General features: G+C 68.8%; 17 protein-coding genes and 1 tRNA gene. 12 read left to right on the top strand and 6 right to left on the bottom strand.

Going from position 1 to position 17662, the window contains the following annotated elements; all coding sequences use genetic code 11:
- Nucleotides 1-48 precede the first annotated feature (48 nt).
- From AC3A5Z_RS10375 to AC3A5Z_RS10350, 6 genes are all read left to right on the top strand, one after another.
- Nucleotides 49-1869: an ABC-F family ATP-binding cassette domain-containing protein gene (locus AC3A5Z_RS10375; protein WP_487519271.1), complete on the top strand. Its 1821-nt coding sequence runs from the start codon at nt 49-51 to the stop codon at nt 1867-1869.
- Between the two features lie 188 nt (nt 1870-2057).
- Nucleotides 2058-2657, top strand: coding sequence for an outer membrane protein (locus tag AC3A5Z_RS10370; RefSeq protein ID WP_487519270.1), 600 nt, complete (start codon nt 2058-2060; stop codon nt 2655-2657).
- 232 nt (nt 2658-2889) lie between these two features.
- On the top strand, nt 2890-4284 hold the full coding sequence (cysS, locus tag AC3A5Z_RS10365) for a cysteine--tRNA ligase (RefSeq protein WP_487519269.1): 1395 nt from the start codon (nt 2890-2892) through the stop codon (nt 4282-4284).
- A 26-nt stretch (nt 4285-4310) separates the two neighbouring features.
- Nucleotides 4311-5945 carry a citramalate synthase gene (gene cimA / locus AC3A5Z_RS10360; RefSeq protein WP_487519268.1) on the top strand — a complete coding sequence of 545 codons (1635 nt, stop codon included), beginning with the start codon at nt 4311-4313 and terminating at the stop codon, nt 5943-5945.
- Entirely contained in the window at nt 5942-6658 is a 717-nt protein-coding gene (locus tag AC3A5Z_RS10355; RefSeq protein ID WP_487519267.1) for a class I SAM-dependent methyltransferase, read from the top strand. The genes cimA and AC3A5Z_RS10355 overlap by 4 nt, the downstream gene beginning before the upstream one ends.
- The gene (locus AC3A5Z_RS10350) at nt 6655-7422 is read left to right on the top strand and encodes a phytoene/squalene synthase family protein (protein ID WP_487519266.1); all 768 of its coding nucleotides are present in this window, start codon (nt 6655-6657) and stop codon (nt 7420-7422) included. The genes AC3A5Z_RS10355 and AC3A5Z_RS10350 overlap by 4 nt, the downstream gene beginning before the upstream one ends.
- A gap of 76 nt (nt 7423-7498) precedes the next feature.
- Here the strand turns inward: AC3A5Z_RS10350 and AC3A5Z_RS10345 are convergent, their stop codons facing one another.
- Nucleotides 7499-8719: an MFS transporter gene (locus AC3A5Z_RS10345; protein ID WP_107662032.1), complete on the bottom strand. Its 1221-nt coding sequence runs from the start codon at nt 8717-8719 to the stop codon at nt 7499-7501.
- Between the two features lie 100 nt (nt 8720-8819).
- On the opposite strand from AC3A5Z_RS10345, the gene AC3A5Z_RS10340 reads away from it, so the two are divergent.
- The 6 genes from AC3A5Z_RS10340 (at nt 8820) to pgi (ending at nt 14997) form a co-directional block, all read left to right on the top strand.
- On the top strand, nt 8820-9449 hold the full coding sequence (locus AC3A5Z_RS10340) for a DNA-3-methyladenine glycosylase family protein (protein ID WP_487519265.1): 630 nt from the start codon (nt 8820-8822) through the stop codon (nt 9447-9449).
- Complete coding sequence (locus AC3A5Z_RS10335; RefSeq protein ID WP_487519264.1) at nt 9446-10105, top strand: alpha/beta hydrolase; 660 nt, start codon at nt 9446-9448, stop codon at nt 10103-10105. Before AC3A5Z_RS10340 ends, AC3A5Z_RS10335 begins: the two co-directional genes overlap by 4 nt.
- A gap of 320 nt (nt 10106-10425) precedes the next feature.
- A complete protein-coding gene (locus AC3A5Z_RS10330) occupies nt 10426-11010 on the top strand; it encodes an HNH endonuclease (protein ID WP_487519263.1) in 585 nt (194 codons plus the stop codon).
- A gap of 264 nt (nt 11011-11274) precedes the next feature.
- A complete protein-coding gene (gene zwf / locus AC3A5Z_RS10325; protein ID WP_487519262.1) occupies nt 11275-12729 on the top strand; it encodes a glucose-6-phosphate dehydrogenase in 1455 nt (484 codons plus the stop codon).
- Nucleotides 12726-13397 (top strand): 6-phosphogluconolactonase, encoded by a 672-nt coding sequence (pgl, locus tag AC3A5Z_RS10320; protein ID WP_487519261.1) that lies wholly within the window; start codon nt 12726-12728, stop codon nt 13395-13397. Before zwf ends, pgl begins: the two co-directional genes overlap by 4 nt.
- A 1-nt stretch (nt 13398) precedes the next feature.
- Nucleotides 13399-14997, top strand: a complete 1599-nt coding sequence (pgi, locus tag AC3A5Z_RS10315) for a glucose-6-phosphate isomerase (protein ID WP_487519259.1) — start codon at nt 13399-13401, stop codon at nt 14995-14997.
- 80 nt (nt 14998-15077) lie between these two features.
- Here the strand turns inward: pgi and AC3A5Z_RS10310 are convergent, their stop codons facing one another.
- The 5 genes from AC3A5Z_RS10310 to AC3A5Z_RS10290 form a co-directional block, all read right to left on the bottom strand.
- Entirely contained in the window at nt 15078-15425 is a 348-nt protein-coding gene (locus tag AC3A5Z_RS10310; protein WP_487519258.1) for a RidA family protein, read from the bottom strand.
- A gap of 68 nt (nt 15426-15493) precedes the next feature.
- Nucleotides 15494-15567 (bottom strand) — tRNA-Gly (locus tag AC3A5Z_RS10305).
- Between the two features lie 213 nt (nt 15568-15780).
- A complete protein-coding gene (locus AC3A5Z_RS10300; RefSeq protein WP_487519257.1) occupies nt 15781-16335 on the bottom strand; it encodes a fasciclin domain-containing protein in 555 nt (184 codons plus the stop codon).
- A 101-nt stretch (nt 16336-16436) separates the two neighbouring features.
- Nucleotides 16437-17099 (bottom strand): anti-sigma factor, encoded by a 663-nt coding sequence (locus tag AC3A5Z_RS10295; RefSeq protein ID WP_487519256.1) that lies wholly within the window; start codon nt 17097-17099, stop codon nt 16437-16439.
- Nucleotides 17096-17632, bottom strand: a complete 537-nt coding sequence (locus AC3A5Z_RS10290) for a sigma-70 family RNA polymerase sigma factor (protein ID WP_107663286.1) — start codon at nt 17630-17632, stop codon at nt 17096-17098. The genes AC3A5Z_RS10295 and AC3A5Z_RS10290 overlap by 4 nt, the downstream gene beginning before the upstream one ends.
- Between the last annotated feature and the right edge of the window lie 30 nt (nt 17633-17662).

Here is a 17662-nt window from a genome sequence, read left to right as displayed (position 1 = left end):
GACTTTGCCCCCGTTGACGCCGCGCCCTGCCGCAGATACCTGCCCAGCATGGCACGCATCCCCCTTCTCCAGCTCTCCGGCATCTCGCTGACCTTCGGCGGCGATCCGATTTTCGACAACCTCGACCTCGTGGTCCATCCGCAGGACCGGGTGGCCCTCGTCGGCCGCAACGGCTCGGGCAAGTCCACGCTGCTCAAGATCATGGCCGGTCTCATCGAGCCCGACCGCGGCGAGCGCGTCGTGCCCCCCGGCGTCACCGTCGGCTACATGGAGCAGGATCCCGATCTGTCGGCTTGGGAGACGCTGGGCGATTACGCCGCCTCCGCGCTGGAGGAAGGCGAGGAATACCGCGTCGCCATGGTGGCCGAGGGGCTGAAGTTCACCCCCGAGACGCTGGTCTCCGCGGCCTCGGGCGGCGAGAAGCGCCGCGCCGCGCTGGCCAAGCTCATGGCCCATGCCCCCGATCTCATGCTGCTCGACGAGCCCACCAACCACCTCGACATCCAGGCGATCCAGTGGCTCGAATCCGAGCTGAAAGGCAGCCGCACCGCCTTCGTCCTCATCAGCCACGACCGCGCCTTCCTGCGCGCCCTCACCAAGGCGACCCTCTGGGTCGACCGCGGTCAGGTCCGCCGCCGCGAATCCGGCTTCGACGGTTTCGAGGAATGGCGCGAGACGGTCTGGGCCGAGGAGGACGAGGCCCGCCACAAGCTCGACCGCAAGATCAAGGCCGAGGCCCGCTGGGCGGTGGAGGGCATCTCCGCCCGCCGCAAGCGCAACCAGGGCCGCGTCCGGGCGCTCGCCGCGCTGCGCGAGGAACGCAGCAGCCAGATCCGCCGTCAGGGCACCGCGATGATGGAGCTCGAATCCGGCCCCACCTCGGGCAAGCGGGTGATCGAGGCCAAGGCGATCTCCAAGGCCTTCGGCGACAAGCCGATCCTCGCGAATTTCGACCTGCGCGTGCTGCGCGGCGACCGCGTGGCCTTCGTCGGCCCGAACGGCGTCGGCAAGACCACACTCCTCAAGATGCTGACCGGCGAGATCGCACCCGACGAGGGCACCGTCATCCTCGGCACCAACCTGCAGATCGCCGTCTTCGACCAGACCCGCGCCCAGCTCGACCCCGACGCCAGCCTCTGGGACAACATGACCAGCGACCCGGCGATGCGCGTCTCGGGTCAGCAGGATCAGGTCATGGTGCGCGGCACGCCGCGGCATGTGGTGGGCTATCTCAAGGACTTCCTCTTCGACGAACGCCAGATGCGCGCGCCGGTGCGCTCGCTCTCGGGCGGCGAGAAGGCGCGGCTGCTCCTTGCCCGCATCATGGCGCGCGAATCGAACCTGCTGATCCTCGACGAACCGACCAACGACCTCGACGTCGAGACGCTGGACCTCCTGCAGGACATCCTCGGCGACTATGACGGCACGGTGCTTCTGGTCAGCCACGACCGCGATTTCATCGACCGCGTCGCCACCACCACCATCGCCATGGAGGGCGACGGCCGTGCCACCGCCTATGCCGGCGGCTGGTCCGACTACCAGTCGCAGCGCGGCAGCCTGCCCGCACCTGAGCCGGTGAAGGCGGGCTCCGCACCGCAGCAATCCGCCCCCCGCGCCGAGACCGAGCCGCGCAAGCCCGCGGACAGCCTCTCCTTCACCGAGCGCAAGCGGCTCGAGGCGCTGCCGGGCCTCATCGACCGGCTCGAGGCCGAGATCGCCAAGCTGACCGAATTCCTCTCTGCCCCCGAGCTTTTCGCCCGCGAACCGGCGAAATTCCGCAAGGCGACCGAGGCCATGTCGGAACGGCAGGCACAATTGCAGGCCGCCGAGGAAGAATGGATGGTGCTGGAGGAAAAGGCCGGCAACTGATTGCCGACCGGTCGCGGAAATGCGCTGGAATTGGCCGATGCCGCGGGCGTTAATCACCTCGCTGTGAGGCGGTCTTTCCCTGACCGAAGAACGGGCATAGCTCCGGCGAGACAGGGGATGACCCTGCCAAAGAATGCCGGGCAAGCCGCCGACCCAGGCGGCATCCCGGCGCAACGATGGAGACAGACATGAAACGCATTGCAGCACTCGCCCTCGGTGGCCTTCTGGCCGCCCCTGCCTTCGCCGGCGGGCCGGTCGAAGTCGCTCCCGAGCCGATCGTTGCAGCCCCGGCCCCGGTCGTGGTTGAGCAGTCGGCCGACTGGGGCGGCTTCTATGCTGGTGCCCAGCTTGGCTACGCTGACATCGACTCGAACGACGCCGGCCTCGACGGCGACGGCGCCATCGGCGGCCTGCACGCCGGTTACCGCTACGACTTCGGTCGCGCGGTGGTGGGTGCCGAACTCGACTACGACTTCAGCAACATCGACCTCGGCGACAACGACGAGGGTTCGCTCGACAACGTCGCCCGCGTGAAGCTGATGGCCGGTGCCGACCTCGGTCGCAGCCTGCTCTACGTCACCGCCGGTAAGGCCTATGCCGACGCTTCGGTCGGTGGAACCGACCTCTCCAGCGATGGCGAATTCTACGGCATCGGCATGGACTATGCCGTGAGCGACCGCTGGACCGTGGGCGGCGAACTGCTGCGCCACTCGTTCGACGACTTCGACGACACCGGTGTGGACTTCGACGCCAACACCCTGAAGGCGAAAGTCTCCTACAACTTCTGAGGTCACGACCTCGAAGACCGGGCGGGGCGCAGCGATGCGCCCCGTTCTGCTGTCTGCGCTCCCGAAATCCTGCTTGGCAGACTCGGGAGCGCCTGCTAACACCTCCGGCATGAAGAGCATCTGCATCATTTGCGGCAACATTACCTGCTGACTTCGGTCGCGGGCTGCTCTTTGACGTTTCCAACAAAAGCGTGATGTGAGAAGCCCAGCGGCGCAACCGCTTGCGAGGGCCATGACCATGATCCGCCTGACGAATACCCGGACCCGCCAGAAAGAGCCGTTCACGCCGCTCGACGCGCAGAACGTCCGCCTCTACGTCTGCGGCCCGACGGTCTACGACCGCGCCCATCTCGGCAATGCCCGCCCGGTGGTGGTCTTCGACGTGCTCTACCGGCTGCTGCGCCACGTCTATGGCGCGGGGCATGTGACCTATGTGCGCAACTTCACCGACGTCGACGACAAGATCAACGCGGCCGCTCAAGGGAGGCGCGACGCGGGAGACCCGCGCAGCCTCGAGGCGCTGATCCGCGAGCGCACCGACGAGACGATCGGCTGGTATCATGCCGACATGGACGCGCTCGGCGCGCTGCGGCCGACGCATGAGCCGCGCGCCACCGAATGGATCGGTGCGATGATCGCCATGACCGCCGACCTGATCGCCAAGGGCCATGCCTACGAGGCCGAGGGCCATGTGCTCTTCGACGTGCGCAGCTATGCCGACTATGGCGCGCTCTCGGGCCGCTCGGTCGATGACATGATCGCCGGGGCACGGGTCGAGGTCGCGCCCTACAAGCGCGACCCGATGGATTTCGTGCTGTGGAAGCCGTCCTCCGACGACCTGCCGGGCTGGGACAGCCCCTGGGGCCGCGGCCGCCCCGGCTGGCACATCGAATGCTCGGCCATGGCGCAGGAACTCCTCGGCGCGAGCTTCGACATCCACGCCGGTGGCATCGACCTGCAATTCCCGCACCACGAGAACGAGATCGCCCAGTCCCGCTGCGCCCATCCCGAGGGCGGCTTCGCCAATGTCTGGATGCACAACGAGATGCTGCTGGTCGAGGGCCGGAAGATGTCGAAATCGCTCGGCAACTTCTTCACCGTCCGCGATCTGCTGGATCAGGGCGTGCCCGGCGAGGTGATCCGCCTCGTCTTCCTCGGCACGCATTACGGCAGGCCGATGGACTGGACGACCGAGAAGGCCGAACAGGCCGAAGCGGCGCTGCGCAAGTGGCGTGGTCTCGTCGCGGGCATCGACCCCGCGCCGAACCCGGCTGCCGCGGTCCTCGAGGCGCTGTCGGACGATCTGAACACCGCCGGCGCCATCGCCGCGCTGCACGCGCTGGCCGGGGCCGGCGACGCCGCCGGGCTGAAGGCCTCGGCGGCGCTCTTGGGACTGCTGGAGGATGACATGGGCGACTGGATCAACTCGACCTCGGAGATTTCCGAGCGCATCGACGCGCTGCTGCAGGCCCGCGCCGACGCGCGGCAGGCGCGCGACTTCGCCCGCGCCGACGCCCTGCGCGACGGAATCGCGGCGGCGGGGGTGGTGATCATGGACTCGCCCACCGGCGTCACCTGGCGGCTCGGGCCCGGCTTCGACCCGGCGAAGCTGGAGGGGCTGGCGTGAGCGCGGGCGGAGAGGAAGACGGGGGCATGCCCGAAGCGGAGGCGAAGGACCGCCTCTACCTCTACGACACCACCCTGCGCGACGGGCAGCAGACCCAGGGCGTGCAATTCTCCACCGCCGAGAAGCGGCAAATCGCGCTGGCGCTCGATGCGCTCGGCGTCGATTACGTCGAGGGCGGCTGGCCCGGCGCCAACCCCACCGACAGCGAGTTCTTCGCCCAGGCGCCAGCCCTCACCGCGCGGCTCGCCGCCTTCGGCATGACCAAGCGTGCCGGGCGCTCGGCCGAGAATGACGACGTGCTGGCGGCGGTGCTTGATGCCGGAACCCCCGTCGTCTGCCTCGTCGGCAAGACGCATGAGTTCCACGTCACCACCGCCCTCGGCGTCACGCTCGAGGAGAACCTCGAGGCGATCCGCGCCTCGGTCGCGCATGTCGTCGCCAAGGGCCGCGAGGCGCTGCTCGATGCCGAGCATTTCTTCGACGGCTACCGCGCCAACCCCGCCTATGCGCTCGACTGCCTGCGCGCCGCCGTCGACGAAGGCGCGCGCTGGGTCGTGCTCTGCGACACCAACGGCGGCACGCTGCCCGCCGACATCGGCCGCATCACCGCCGAAGTCATTGCCGCGGGCATCCCCGGCGAGAAGCTCGGCATCCATTGCCATGACGATACCGGCAATGCCGTGGCCGGGTCGCTCGCCGCCATCGACGCGGGCGCCCGGCAGGTGCAGGGCACGCTGAACGGTCTGGGCGAGCGTTGCGGCAATGCCAATCTCACTACGCTGATCCCGACGCTGCTCCTGAAACAGCCCTATGCCACCCGCTTCGACACAGGCGTGACCCGCGAGGCGCTGGAGGGCATCACCCGCCTGAGCCGCATGCTCGACGACATCCTGAACCGGGTGCCGCGTCGCGCCGCCGCCTATGTCGGCGCCTCGGCCTTCGCCCACAAGGCGGGGCTGCATGCCAGCGCCATCCTGAAGGACCCGACCACCTACGAACATATCGAGCCCGGCCTCGTCGGCAACGCCCGCGTCATCCCGATGAGCAATCAGGCCGGCCAGTCGAACCTGCGCGCCCGGCTGACTGCCGCCGGGCTCACCGTCGCCCCCGGCGATCCGCGCCTCGGCCGCATCCTCGAGGTGGTGAAGGCGCGCGAGGATCAGGGCTATGCCTATGATTCCGCCCAGGCCAGCTTCGAGCTGATCGCCCGCGCCGAGCTCGGCCAACTGCCGCAGTTCTTCGAGGTGAAGCGCTACCGCGTCACCGTCGAGCGCCGGCGCAGCGGCGCCGGCATGATGACCCTCTCCGAAGCGGTCGTCGTGGTGCTGATCGACGGCAAGCGCGTGCTCTCGGTCTCCGAGAGCCTCGACGAGGCCGGCACTGACCGCGGCCCGGTCAACGCCCTGGCCAAGGCGCTCGCCAAGGATCTCGGCCCCTGGCAGAGCATCATCGACGACATGCACCTCGTCGATTTCAAGGTCCGCATCACCCAGGGCGGAACCGAGGCTGTGACGCGCGTTATCATAGACAGCGAAGACAGCCAGGGCCGCCGCTGGTCCACCGTGGGTGTTTCGCCCAACATCGTCGATGCCTCCTTCGAGGCGTTGCTCGACGCGATCAACTGGAAGTTGATCCGTGACACAGGAAAGGATGAGACGTGACCCCCGAAGACGCCTTCTTCACCCTGCATTCCGGTCTGGACCGCGAGGGCCCCGGCACCCGTGAAAGCCTCGACTGGGCGATGGCGGCGGCGGAGGTCGCGCGGGATGCGCGGGTGCTCGATGCGGGCTGCGGCCCGGGCGCCGATATCGAGGGTCTGCTCGAGGCTGTGCCCGAAGGTCAGGTCGTGGCGATGGATCTGCACCAGCCCTATATCGACCGGCTGGCCTCGCGCCATGCCGTCGATGCGCGGGTGCTGGCGATTCCGGGCGACATGGCCGACCCCGAAGGCGTCTTCGATCTGATCTGGTCCGCCGGGTCGCTCTATTTCCTCGGCGTCACCGAAGGTCTTCAGGCCTGGCGCCCGCATCTGAAGGAGGGCGGCCGCGTCGCCTTCTCGCAACTCGCCTGGGCGGTCGACAACCCGTCCCCGGAGGCCCGGAGCTTCTGGCAATCCTACCCGGCGATGACCGACCGCGACGGCGTGCTGCAGCAGGTCGCCGCCGCGGGCTACCGGGTGACCGCCAGCCGCTGGCTGCCCGAAGCCGGCTGGGATGCCTATCTCCAGCCGCTCGCCGCCCGGATTGAGGCGCTGCGCAGCGAGGCCGAGCCCGCGCTGCAACTGGCGCTCGACGAGGAGGAGAAGGAGGTTCTGCTGCGCCGCGCGCATGGTGGGGACTACGGCTATCTTCAGGTGGTCTGCGAACCGCTATGACGCTCGACGCCTGCGCCGCTTTGGTCGAACGCGGCGATCCCGACCGTTTCGCCGCCACCATGGCCAGCCCGCCCCCCGCGCGGGCGCGGCTCTTCCCGCTCTACGCCTTCAACCTCGAAGCCGCCCGCGCGCCATGGCTCACCAAGGAGCCGATGATCGCCGAGATGCGGCTGCAGTTCTGGCGCGACGCGGTGGAAGAGGCGGCGGAGGGCAGGGCGCGGGCGCATGAGGTCGCGGCCCCGCTGGCCGAGGTGATCCGCGCTGCGCGCCTGCCGGTTACGGTGCTCGACCGCGTGGTCGAGGCGCGGCGCTGGGACATCTACCGCGAGCCCTTCGCCGACGAGGCCGCCTTCGCCGCGCATCTCGACGCCACGGCGGGCGGGCTGATGTGGCTCTCGGGTCTGGCCTTGGGGGCGGCACCCGATCACGAAGCGGCGCTGCGCGCCATCGGCTGGGCCTCGGGTCTGGTGGCCTGGCTGCGCGCCGTGCCGGAGCTCGAGGCCCGCGGCCGCCTGCCGCTGCCCGACGGGCGGCGCGAGGCGGTGGCGGCGCTGGCGCGGCACGGGCTGACGCTGCTGAACGAGGGCAGGGCGGCGAGGCTTCCCGCAAGCCTGCGCCCGGCGATCCTGCCCGCGTGGCAGGCGGGCGCGCTCCTTCGTCTCGCCGCCGCAGAGCCGGGAAGGGTGGCCGACGGCACGCTGCACCTGTCGGAGTTCGCCCGCCGCGGGCGGCTTTTGTGGTCTGCAGCGACGGGGCGGATCTGAAGGGTTAAGATTTCCTGAACGAGGGAGGGGAAACCGTTCTAAATCAACGGCTTTCCCTGATTTTCACGCGTGAAAATCACGCCTCCTTCGGGCGCAGCGCCAGCCAGATCAGCGCCCCTCCGGCCAGCACGAGGAAGGGCAGCATCGCCAGATTGACCGCCGCCCAGCCCGCCTGAACCGTCCCGCCGGAACAGTTCATCAGCCCGCCCGAGCTGAACGAGGCCAGCGTCACCCCGCCGAAGACGATGAAATCGTTCAACCCCTGCACCCGGCCCCGCTCCTCCGGGGCATGGGCCGAGGCCAGCATGGTGGTCGCCCCGATGAAGCCGAAGTTCCAGCCGAGCCCCAGCAGGATCAGCGCCCCGAAGAAATGCTCGAGCTCCACGCCGGAGAGGGCCACCGCCCCCGATCCCGCCAGAATGACCAGCCCCAGCGCCACCACCTTCTCCACCCCGATCCGGGCGATGATATGCCCGGTGAAGAAGCTTGGCCCATACATCGCCAGAACATGCGCCGTGACCACATTCGCCGCATCCCCGGTCTCGAAGCCGCAGCCCACCACCGCCAGCGGCGAGGAGGTCATCACGAGGTTCATCAGCGCGTAGGAAACGGTGGCGCAGATCATCGCCACCGCGATCCTCGGCTCGCGCAGCAACTCCATCCGCGACCGCCCCAGCGCCGCCCCCGGGGCCGGAGGCCGCGGCTTTGGGATGTCGAGCAGGGCGAAGAGGAAGACGCCGAAGAAGTTCAGCCCGATCGCCGCCAGATAGGTGCCCATGAACGGCACCACCATCGCCTCCGCCGTTAGCTTGACCAGCTGCGGCCCGAGAATGGCCGACAGAAGCCCCCCGGCCATGACATAGGAGATCGCCTTCGGCCGGAACGCCTCCGACGCGGTATCGGCGGCGGCAAAGCGGTAGAACCCCTGCGCCGACATGTAGACCCCGGTGAAGAGCGACCCGATCAGGAAGACCGGAAACGACCCGAGCATCAGCCCGTAGGCCCCGATCGCCGCGCCGATCATCCCCGCCACCGCGCCGATCACGAAGCCCGTCCGCCGCCCGAAGCGCTGCATCACCGCCGAGAGCGGCGTCGCCGCCAGCATCGAGCCGATCACCGTCAGCGAGATCGGCAGCGTCGCCCAGCAGATGTTGGAGGCAAGCGACTGCCCCGCCAGCCCGGCGACGATGAAGACCATCGACATCTGCGAGCCGAGCACCGCCTGCGCGGCGACCAGCACCCAGACATTGCGGCGCGAACGGGGATCGGAGGCGGGGAGGGCGGGGGAAGCGGTCATGGCATTGACCTAGGCCGGGCAAGCGAAGTCCTGCAAGCGGAATCCGCGCGCTCTGGCGGTGGTCGGCAGGGGCGGCTAGCCTGGGGCCGGGAGGAGCGCCATGACCGGCCGCATCATCGAGACCGACGCCTGCGTCGCCGAGGGCGCCGACTGGCTCGCCGCGCGCCACCCGCGGCTGGCCGAGGCCTATGCGCTCACCGGCCCGCTGCCGCTGCGCCGCCGCCCCGACGGCTTTGCCGAACTCCTCTCGGCCATCGTCAGCCAGCAGGTCTCCACCGCCTCCGCCGCCGCGATCTGGGGCCGGATGGCCGCCGCAGGCCTCGTCACCCCCGAGGCCGTCGCCGCCGCCAGCGACGACGATCTGCGCGGCTGCGGCCTCTCCCGCCCGAAGCTGCGCTACGCCCGGGCCTTGGCCGGGGCCACGCTCGACTACAGCGCGCTGCGCAGCCTTCCCGACGAGGCGCTGATCGCCGAGCTGGTGGCGCTGCCCGGCATCGGCCGCTGGACCGCCGAGATCTACGCCCTCTTCGCCCTGGGCCGCGCCGATGTCTTCGCTGCCGGAGATCTGGCGCTGCAAGAGGCCGCGCGGCTCCTCTTCGAGCTCGAGGCGCGCCCCTCGGAACGTGTCCTCGCCACGATGGCAGAGGACTGGCGCCCCTGGCGGGGCGTTGCGGCCCGGCTGCTCTGGGCCTATTACCGGGTGGCAAAGGCACGGGAAGGGATCAGATGACACGCACGCTCACCACCGGCCGGATTCCGGCCGCCTCGGGCAAGGCGAAGAGCCTTGTGGTCTTCCTGCACGGCTATGGCGCGGATGGCGCCGACCTTCTGGGTCTGGCCGAGCCCTTGGCCGTGCATCTGCCCGACACGGTCTTCCTCGCCCCCGACGCGCCTGAGCCCTGCAGGGCCAATGGCTTCGGCCGGCAGTGGTTCCCGATCCCTTGGCTCGACGGCTCCTCCGAGGCGCTCGCCGAAGCGGGGCTGCTGCAGGCCGCCGCCGATCTCGACGCCTTCCTCGACGCGCAGCTGGCCAAGGAAGGCCTCGCCCCCGAGGCGCTGGCCCTTGTCGGCTTTTCGCAGGGCACGATGATGGCGCTGCACGTCGCCCCGCGCCGCGCCGACCCGATCGCAGGCATCGTCGCCTTCTCCGGCCGCCTGCTCGCCCCCGAGCGGCTCGCAACCGAAGCCCGCTCCAGACCGCCGGTCCTGCTGATCCACGGCGACGCCGACGAGGTGGTGCCCTTCGCCGACATGGGGCTCGCAGGCAATGCCCTGACCGCCGCGGGCTTCACCACCTACGGCCATGTCATGAAGGGCACCGGCCACGGCATCTCGCCCGACGGCCTCTCGGTAGCGCTGGCCTTCCTCAAGGAACGTCTCGCCTGATCCCCCGTCTTCCCTGACGAGAATATCCCCGCCGGAGGCTCCGCCCTCCGGCCCCGGCGCGCCGCGCGGCGCCCTGCCATGGCAATGCCGTCCAAGGGGCCTCGATAGCCCCGCGGACGGCTCCCCCGCTCCGGCCCGACGGCGAAAAATGCGTCACATGGCTGTGACAGGCGGCTGGCACAACTGCCGGGACGGGTTACCGCAGATTGCGGGGCTTGCCAGAGGCGGAACGCCATATATAGTTTTCACATGACCGGGGCGGGGCTCCCCGTCTCGGTGCCGATGACCGGCAGACGGGATGAGGACGGAGTCACTCACGGATGGACGGCGATTTCAGAACCAGCTTCGTGCGCGAACCAGCCGCGCTGAAACAATATCCGGCGCTCGTGCTGAATGCCGACTACCGACCCTTGTCCTATTATCCGCTCTCGCTCTGGCCCTGGCAGGAGGCGATCAAGGCCGCTTTCCTCGACCGGGTGACCATCGTCGCGGAATACGACCAGGTGGTCCGCAGCCAGCGCGCCGAGATCCGAATACCTTCCGTCGTCGTGCTGAAGGATTTCGTGAAACCCCAGAAGCGCGTGGCCTTCACGCGCTTCAATCTTTTCCTGCGCGACCAGTTCTGTTGCCAGTATTGCGGCGCGCGGGGCGACCTGACCTTCGACCACGTGCTGCCCCGCGCCCGGGGCGGCATCACCTCCTGGGAAAACGTCGTCGCCGCCTGCTCGCCCTGCAACCTGCGCAAGGGCTCGAAGACGCTTCGGCAATCCGGCCTGCGCCTCGCCCAACCGCCGCGCCGCCCGACCGCAGAAGAGATGCAGAACCTCGGCCGCCGCTTCCCACCGAACCACCTGCACGACAGCTGGCTCGACTACCTCTACTGGGACGCGGAACTCGACGCCTGAGGGCGGCGGCTGTTCGCGCGGATTTGTTGCATCCCGCCCTTTCCTTTGCGCCCCCCGCACCCTAGCTTCCCGCACAGCCTCACCGAGGCGGGGCAGGCGGATCAAGAGGTTACGGGGTGGATCTGCGGCGTGGCGCTCCGTGCTCCGCGCTGCAGCATTCGGGTTTCGGCGACTGCCGGGCAATGCTAGACTCGGACCGTGCTGCAGGCTAAACAAGCCGCGTTAGCGCTAACACCGCACGCCAATTGGGAAGCGAGGCAAGCCATGGTTTCACGAGTCATCCCGGTGGACACCTTCGATCTGGTCATCTTCGGCGGCACCGGCGATCTGGCACGGCGCAAGATCCTGCCCGGTCTCTACCGCCGCTTCCTCGGCGGGCAGATGCCGCCGGAAAGCCGGATCATCGCCGCCGCCCGGTCCGAGATGACCGACGAGGCCTTCCGGGCACAGGCCCGCGCCGCGATCGAGGAATTCGTCGCCGCCGACAAGCGCGATGCCACGGTGATCGAGGATTTCCTCGGCCGGATCTCCTATGTCGCCATCGACGCCACCGGCGAGAGCGGCTGGTCTGAACTGAAGCAGACCATGCGCAGCGGCGTGATCCGCGCCTTCTACTTCTCGGTCGCGCCCTCGCTCTTCGGGGCCATCGCCGAGCGGCTGCACGATCGCGGCATCGCCGAGCCCGACAGCCGGATCGTGGTGGAAAAACCTTTCGGGCGCGATCTCGCCTCGGCCAAGGCGCTGAACGCCGTGCTGGCGCAGCATTTCTCGGAACATCAGATCTACCGGATCGACCATTATCTCGGCAAGGAGACGGTGCAGAACCTGATGGCGGTGCGCTTTGCCAACATCCTGTTCGAGCCGTTGTGGAAGGCACAGTACATCGACCATGTGCAGATCACCGTCGCCGAGACCGTGGGAGTCGAGGGGCGGGGCGCCTATTACGACACCTCGGGCGCGATGCGGGACATGGTGCAGAATCACCTGATGCAGCTTCTCTGCCTGATCGCGATGGAGCCGCCCTATCACTTCGACCCGAATGCGGTGCGCGACGAGAAGCTGAAGGTGATCCGCGCGCTTGATCCGGTGGCGCCCGACGACATCGTGCGGGGGCAATATCTTGCCGGGGCGGGGCAGGAGGGGTATCTCGCCCATTCCGGCAACGCCCACAGCCGCACGGAAAGCTACATCGCGCTCAAGGTGCATGTGTCGAACTGGCGCTGGAAGGGAACCCCCTTCTATTTGCGCACCGGCAAGCGGCTGCGCGCCCGTGCCTCCGAGATCGCCATCACCTTCAAGGAGCCGCCGCATTCGATCTTTGACGATGCTGACGGCTGGCGCGAGAATGTGCTGGTGATCCGGCTGCAGCCGAACGAGGGCATGAACCTCATGGTGATGATCAAGGAGCCCGGCCCGGGCGGGATGCGGCTGACGCAGGTGCCGCTCGACATGTCCTTCGCAGAGGCGCTGGGAGAAGAGGGCGAGGATATCCCCGACGCCTACGAGCGGCTCATCATGGATGTGATCCGCGGCAACCAGACGCTGTTCATGCGTGGCGACGAGGTCGAGGCCGCATGGGCCTGGGCCGACCCGATCATCGAGGGCTGGGAACGGCGCGGCGACCGCCCGCGCGGCTACGAGCCGGGAACCTCAGGGCCCGAGGATGCCTTGATGCTCTTGCACCGCGACGGTCGTCGCTGGAGGGAGATCCGAGAATGAAATTCGTCGAATATCCGGACCGCGAGTTCCTGATGCTGTCGCTGGCCAATACCCTTGCCAGCGAGTTGGGGGATTTTCTGCGGCGAGAGGGCAGGGCGAGTCTCTGCGTGCCGGGGGGCACGACGCCGGGGCCGATCTTCGACACGCTCTCGGGCGTCGATCTGGACTGGTCCTCGGTCAGCGTCTTTCTCAATGACGAGCGCTGGGTCTCCGAGGAGAGCCCGCGCTCCAATACCCGGCTCCTGCGCGAGCGGCTGCTGGTGAACCGCGCCGCGGCTGCCACGCTGCTGCCGCTGCATGCCGATGCCGCGACGCCGGAGGAGAAGCTCGAGGAGCTTGCCGCCGGTATCGCGCCGCATCTGCCGATCTCGGTGCTGCTGCTCGGGATGGGCGAAGACATGCACACCGCCTCTCTCTTTCCCGGCGCCGACCGGCTGGAGGAGGCGCTGTCGGATTCGGCGCCGCTCCTCCTGCCGATGCGGGCCGAGGCGGCGGGCGAGCCGCGCGTCACGCTGACGGCGAAGCCGCTGCGCGAGGCGATGGCGATCCACATCCTCATCACCGGGGCCGCCAAACGCGCGGCGCTGGAAAAGGCACAGAGCCTGACCGCGCTGGAAGCGCCGGTCAAGGTCGTGCTGGCAAACGCAACCGTGCATTGGGCGGAGTAACATGCAGCAAATCTGGACGGCGCTTTCGGCGCATCACGACGGCGTCAAGTCTCGCCCGATCCTCTCCCTGTTCGACGCGGAGCGCGCCGCCGGGTTTTCCGCCCGGCTGGGCGGGATGCTCTTCGACTATTCCAAGACCAACATCGACGCCGAGGCGCGCGGCCTGCTGATCGATCTGGCCGAGGCCGCGGGTCTCGCCGAAAAGCGCGAGGCGATGTTCTCCGGCGCGAAGATCAACGAGACCGAGGGCCGCGCCGTGCTGCACACCGCGCTGCGCAACATGGACCGCCCGGTGATGGTCGACGGCAAGGACGTGACCCCCGCGCTGCGCGAGACCCACGCACGGATGCAGGGCTTCGTGCGCGACGTGCGCGTGGGCCACTTTGCCGGGCAGGGCGGGGCGATCACCGATGTGGTGAACATCGGCATCGGCGGCTCCGACCTCGGCCCGGCGATGGCCTGGCTGGCGCTGCAGCCCTATGCCGACGGGCCGCGCTGCCATTTCGTCTCGAACGTCGATGGCGCGCATATCCATGACACGTTGCGCGGGCTGAACCCGGAAACCACGCTGGTGATCGTCGCCTCCAAGACCTTCACCACCATCGAGACCATGACCAATGCCGAGACCGCGCGGCGCTGGATGGCGGAGAAGGTCTCCGATCCCGCCGCGCAATTCGCCGCCGTCTCCACCGCCGCCGACAAGACCGCCGCCTTCGGCATCGATGCGTCGCGGGTCTTCGGTTTCGAAGATTGGGTCGGCGGGCGCTACTCGATGTGGGGGCCGATCGGGCTTGCGCTGATGCTCGGCGTGGGCCCCGAGGCCTTCGACGGTTTCCTCGCCGGCGGCGCGGCGATGGATGCGCATTTCCGCGAGGCTCCGTTTGCGCAGAACCTGCCGGTGCTCTTGGCGCTGGTCGGGATCTGGCACAACCAGATCTGCGGCCATGCCACCCGCGCCGTGCTGCCCTATGACCAGCGGCTCAGCCGTCTGCCCGCCTATCTCCAGCAGCTGGAGATGGAGAGCAACGGCAAGCGCGTGGCGATGGACGGCAGCGATCTTGCGCTGAACTCCGGTCCGGTGGTCTGGGGCGAGCCCGGCACCAACGGCCAGCACGCTTTCTACCAGCTGATCCATCAGGGCACCCGCACCGTGCCCTGCGAATTCCTCGTGGCGCGCGAGGGGCACGAGCCCGACCTCGCGCATCAGCACCTCTTGCTGGTGGCCAACTGCCTCGCCCAATCCGAGGCTCTGCTGCGCGGCCGCTCGCTGGAAGAAGCTACGGCGATCATGGCGAAGAAGGGGCTCACCGGCGCCGAGCTGGAGCGTCAGGCCCGCCACCGCGTCTTCCCGGGCAACCGGCCCTCGACCACGCTGGCCTATCCGCAGCTGACGCCGCATGTGCTGGGCCAGATCATCGCGCTCTACGAGCACCGGGTCTTCGTGGAGGGCGTGATCCTCGGCATCAACTCCTACGACCAATGGGGTGTGGAGCTGGGCAAGGAGCTGGCCGTGGCGCTGCAGCCGATCCTCGAGGGCAAGGAGAGCGCCGAGGGCAAGGACGGCTCAACCCGCCAACTGGTTGAGTTCCTGACGAGCTGACGCCCCCCATTTTCTGTCCATAAATATCCTCGGGGGGTCCGGGGGGCAGACAGCCCCCCGGCCTCTCCGCCAGCGCTCCGTCAGACAGCCGCGACCACGATCACCTCGACTTTGTATTCCGGCGCCGCCAGCTTCGACTCGCCGGTCGCGCGGGCGGGGGTGTGGCCCTGCGGCACCCATTCGTCCCAGACGGCGTTCATCTCGGCGAAGGTCGAGATATCGGCCAGCCAGATCTGCGTCGAGAGGATGCGGGTCTTGTCGGTGCCCGCCTCGGCGAGGATGCGGTCAACCTCGGCGAGACAGGTGCGGGTCTGATCGGCGACGCTCTCGCCCGGATTGCCGACCTGACCGGCCAGATAGACGATGCCATTGTAGACGACGGCCTCGCTCATGCGGGGGCCGGTGCCGATGCGGGTGATATCAGACATGGGGAGATTCCTTCCGTTACGTCGGGCCTTGCGTAGCGCGTCGGCGAGGCGGGGGGAAGGGAGGGGGATGGAGCGGGTGAAGGGAATCGAACCCTCGTATTCAGCTTGGGAAGCTGCTGCTCTACCATTGAGCTACACCCGCGACAGCGACTGACCTAAGCCAGCGGACGGGCTTCGTCAAGCGGGGAGACGCCGAGAAATTCGCCGGGAGACTTGCACGGGGGCCGCGCGAGAGGCACGGCCCCCTTCTGTCACCGGCCAGGGGACTGATAGGCCGGATCGAGCGGTTGCGGAACGCGGGGCAGGTGTGACCGCCTGCCCGCGCGCTCCGGCCGGTGGGCCCGAGGGATGGGCCTCACATCGCGGGAAGCAGGACCGTGTCGATCACATGGATCACGCCGTTCGACTGCTTCACATCGGCGATGGTCACCGTAGCCACATTGCCCTGACCGTCTTCCAGCATCACCATGCCGTCCTTGGTCATGGCGGTGTATTCGCAGCCGCCGACCGTCGTGACGGTGTGCTTGCCGCCATCGTCGGCCACCATCTTGGTGATCGCATCCGACATCGCATCGGCGGCGACCACATGGCAGGTGAGGATCTTGGTCAGCATTTCCTTGTTCTCGGGCAGCAGCAGGTTGTCCACCGTGCCGGCCGGCAGCTTGGCGAAGGCTTCGTTCGTCGGCGCGAAGACGGTGAAGGGGCCAGCGCCCGAGAGGGTCTCGGCCAGACCGGCGGCCGTGACAGCGGCGACCAGCGTGGTGTGATCGGCGGAATTGGCCGCGTTCTCGACGATGTTCTTGTCCTCGAACATTTCGGCGCCGCCGACCATCGGGTTTGCGGCGAAGGCCGCCCCGGCGAAGAGCGCGGCGGCGGCGGTCAGGGATGCGAAACGGAATGCGTTGGTCATGGGGTTCCTCCGGTGGCTGGCAGGGCCATTCCCTGCCTCACGACGGAGCTACGGAGCCTTTCGGCGCGAAGTTTCACCCCGCGCCGCGCCTCACGCTTTCGTTACGAGGCCGTGACCACGCCCGAGACCAGAACTTCGGTCGGCGCGCCGTCGGGCGAGCCGCCAAGGGGCTCGCGGCTGACCGCCAGCGTCGCGCCGGGCGTAAGCGCGGGCAGGCTGCGCGTCACGGTCTGCGCGTCGATCAGGCCGAGCGAGGCCGGAGCCCCGGTGCCGACGATCACCCAGAGCTCATAGCTGCTGTCCGCCCCGGGGTTCGGTCCGGCGGTGTGGGTGACGGTCAGCTCCTCGGTTGCCGCATCATAGGAGGCGGCGAAGGTCAGCGGCTCCGCCGTGGCGCTGAGCGTCGCGGTGAGGGCAGGGGCCGCCGGTCGCGGCTCGACCGCCATGAAGACCGCCAGCGCCAGCGCCGCCGCCACCCCGGCGCCGCCGAGGAAGCGCAGGAAGGTGAAGCGCCGCCGCGGCGCGGGCAGACCGAAGAGCCGCGCCTCGATCACCGGCAGCAGGTCGGGCGCGGGCACCTCGGGGTAGGCGTCGTTCAGCGGCGCGAAATGCTGCTCCCAATGGGCAACGCGGGCGGCGAAACCCGCGTCGGAGCGGATCAGCGCCTCGGCACGCTGGCGCTCGGCAAGCTCCAGCGTGCCCAGAACGTATTCCGCCGCCAGCGCCTCGCCCTCGTCCCGCTCCTGATCCCGTGCGTCGCTCATCCGTCCAGACAATCCTTCAGCCGCAGCAGGCTGCGGCGCAGCCATGTGCGCATGGTATTCAGCGGCACGTCGAAGCGGCTGGCAAGCTGCTGATAGGACAGCCCGCCGAGATAGGCCCCGCGCACCGCCTCGGCCCGGTCGGGCTCCAGCGTTTCGAGGCATTCCACAACGCGCCGCGCCTCGCCGCGTGCGATCAGCCCCGCCTCGACGCCCGGCCGCTCATCGGCAAGCTGCTCGGTCTCCTCGCCGTCCTCGCGGTCGGGGCGGGCGCGCAGCCGGTCGATCGCGTGGTTGCGGGCGATGGCGATCAGCCATGTCATCGCCCGGCCCCGCTCCGGATCGAAGCGGGCGGCTTTCAGCCAGACACGGGTAAAGACCTCCTGCAGCGCATCCTCCGCTTCGCTCCTGTTTCCGAGGATACGCAGCAGCGTGCCGAAGAGTTTCGCCGAGGCCGCAGAATAGAGCGCGCGAAAGGCGGCGCGGTCCTGGGCGGCGATGCGCGACATGAGCGGGGCCAGCGGATCGTCTGTCATGCCCATCCCGGTGCCTGTGGAGCCTGCCCC

This window comes from Cereibacter sp. Soil_C_27, from assembly GCF_057657095.1.
Note: the sequence above shows the minus strand (reverse complement) of the source record. Positions and strands in the feature narration are given on the sequence as shown.

What these genes read in the sequence shown, in the direction of transcription:
- AC3A5Z_RS10290 (WP_107663286.1), bottom strand. Translation starts at nt 17,632, where the DNA reads ATGACAGACGATCCGCTGGCCCCGCTCATGTCGCGCATCGCCGCCCAG.
- cysS (WP_487519269.1), top strand. Translation starts at nt 2,890, where the DNA reads ATGACCATGATCCGCCTGACGAATACCCGGACCCGCCAGAAAGAGCCG.
- AC3A5Z_RS10310 (WP_487519258.1), bottom strand. Translation starts at nt 15,425, where the DNA reads ATGTCTGATATCACCCGCATCGGCACCGGCCCCCGCATGAGCGAGGCC.
- AC3A5Z_RS10295 (WP_487519256.1), bottom strand. Translation starts at nt 17,099, where the DNA reads ATGAGCGACGCACGGGATCAGGAGCGGGACGAGGGCGAGGCGCTGGCG.
- AC3A5Z_RS10370 (WP_487519270.1), top strand. Translation starts at nt 2,058, where the DNA reads ATGAAACGCATTGCAGCACTCGCCCTCGGTGGCCTTCTGGCCGCCCCT.
- AC3A5Z_RS10300 (WP_487519257.1), bottom strand. Translation starts at nt 16,335, where the DNA reads ATGACCAACGCATTCCGTTTCGCATCCCTGACCGCCGCCGCCGCGCTC.
- AC3A5Z_RS10330 (WP_487519263.1), top strand. Translation starts at nt 10,426, where the DNA reads ATGGACGGCGATTTCAGAACCAGCTTCGTGCGCGAACCAGCCGCGCTG.
- cimA (WP_487519268.1), top strand. Translation starts at nt 4,311, where the DNA reads ATGCCCGAAGCGGAGGCGAAGGACCGCCTCTACCTCTACGACACCACC.
- AC3A5Z_RS10335 (WP_487519264.1), top strand. Translation starts at nt 9,446, where the DNA reads ATGACACGCACGCTCACCACCGGCCGGATTCCGGCCGCCTCGGGCAAG.
- zwf (WP_487519262.1), top strand. Translation starts at nt 11,275, where the DNA reads ATGGTTTCACGAGTCATCCCGGTGGACACCTTCGATCTGGTCATCTTC.
- AC3A5Z_RS10340 (WP_487519265.1), top strand. Translation starts at nt 8,820, where the DNA reads ATGACCGGCCGCATCATCGAGACCGACGCCTGCGTCGCCGAGGGCGCC.
- pgl (WP_487519261.1), top strand. Translation starts at nt 12,726, where the DNA reads ATGAAATTCGTCGAATATCCGGACCGCGAGTTCCTGATGCTGTCGCTG.
- AC3A5Z_RS10375 (WP_487519271.1), top strand. Translation starts at nt 49, where the DNA reads ATGGCACGCATCCCCCTTCTCCAGCTCTCCGGCATCTCGCTGACCTTC.
- AC3A5Z_RS10350 (WP_487519266.1), top strand. Translation starts at nt 6,655, where the DNA reads ATGACGCTCGACGCCTGCGCCGCTTTGGTCGAACGCGGCGATCCCGAC.
- AC3A5Z_RS10345 (WP_107662032.1), bottom strand. Translation starts at nt 8,719, where the DNA reads ATGACCGCTTCCCCCGCCCTCCCCGCCTCCGATCCCCGTTCGCGCCGC.
- pgi (WP_487519259.1), top strand. Translation starts at nt 13,399, where the DNA reads ATGCAGCAAATCTGGACGGCGCTTTCGGCGCATCACGACGGCGTCAAG.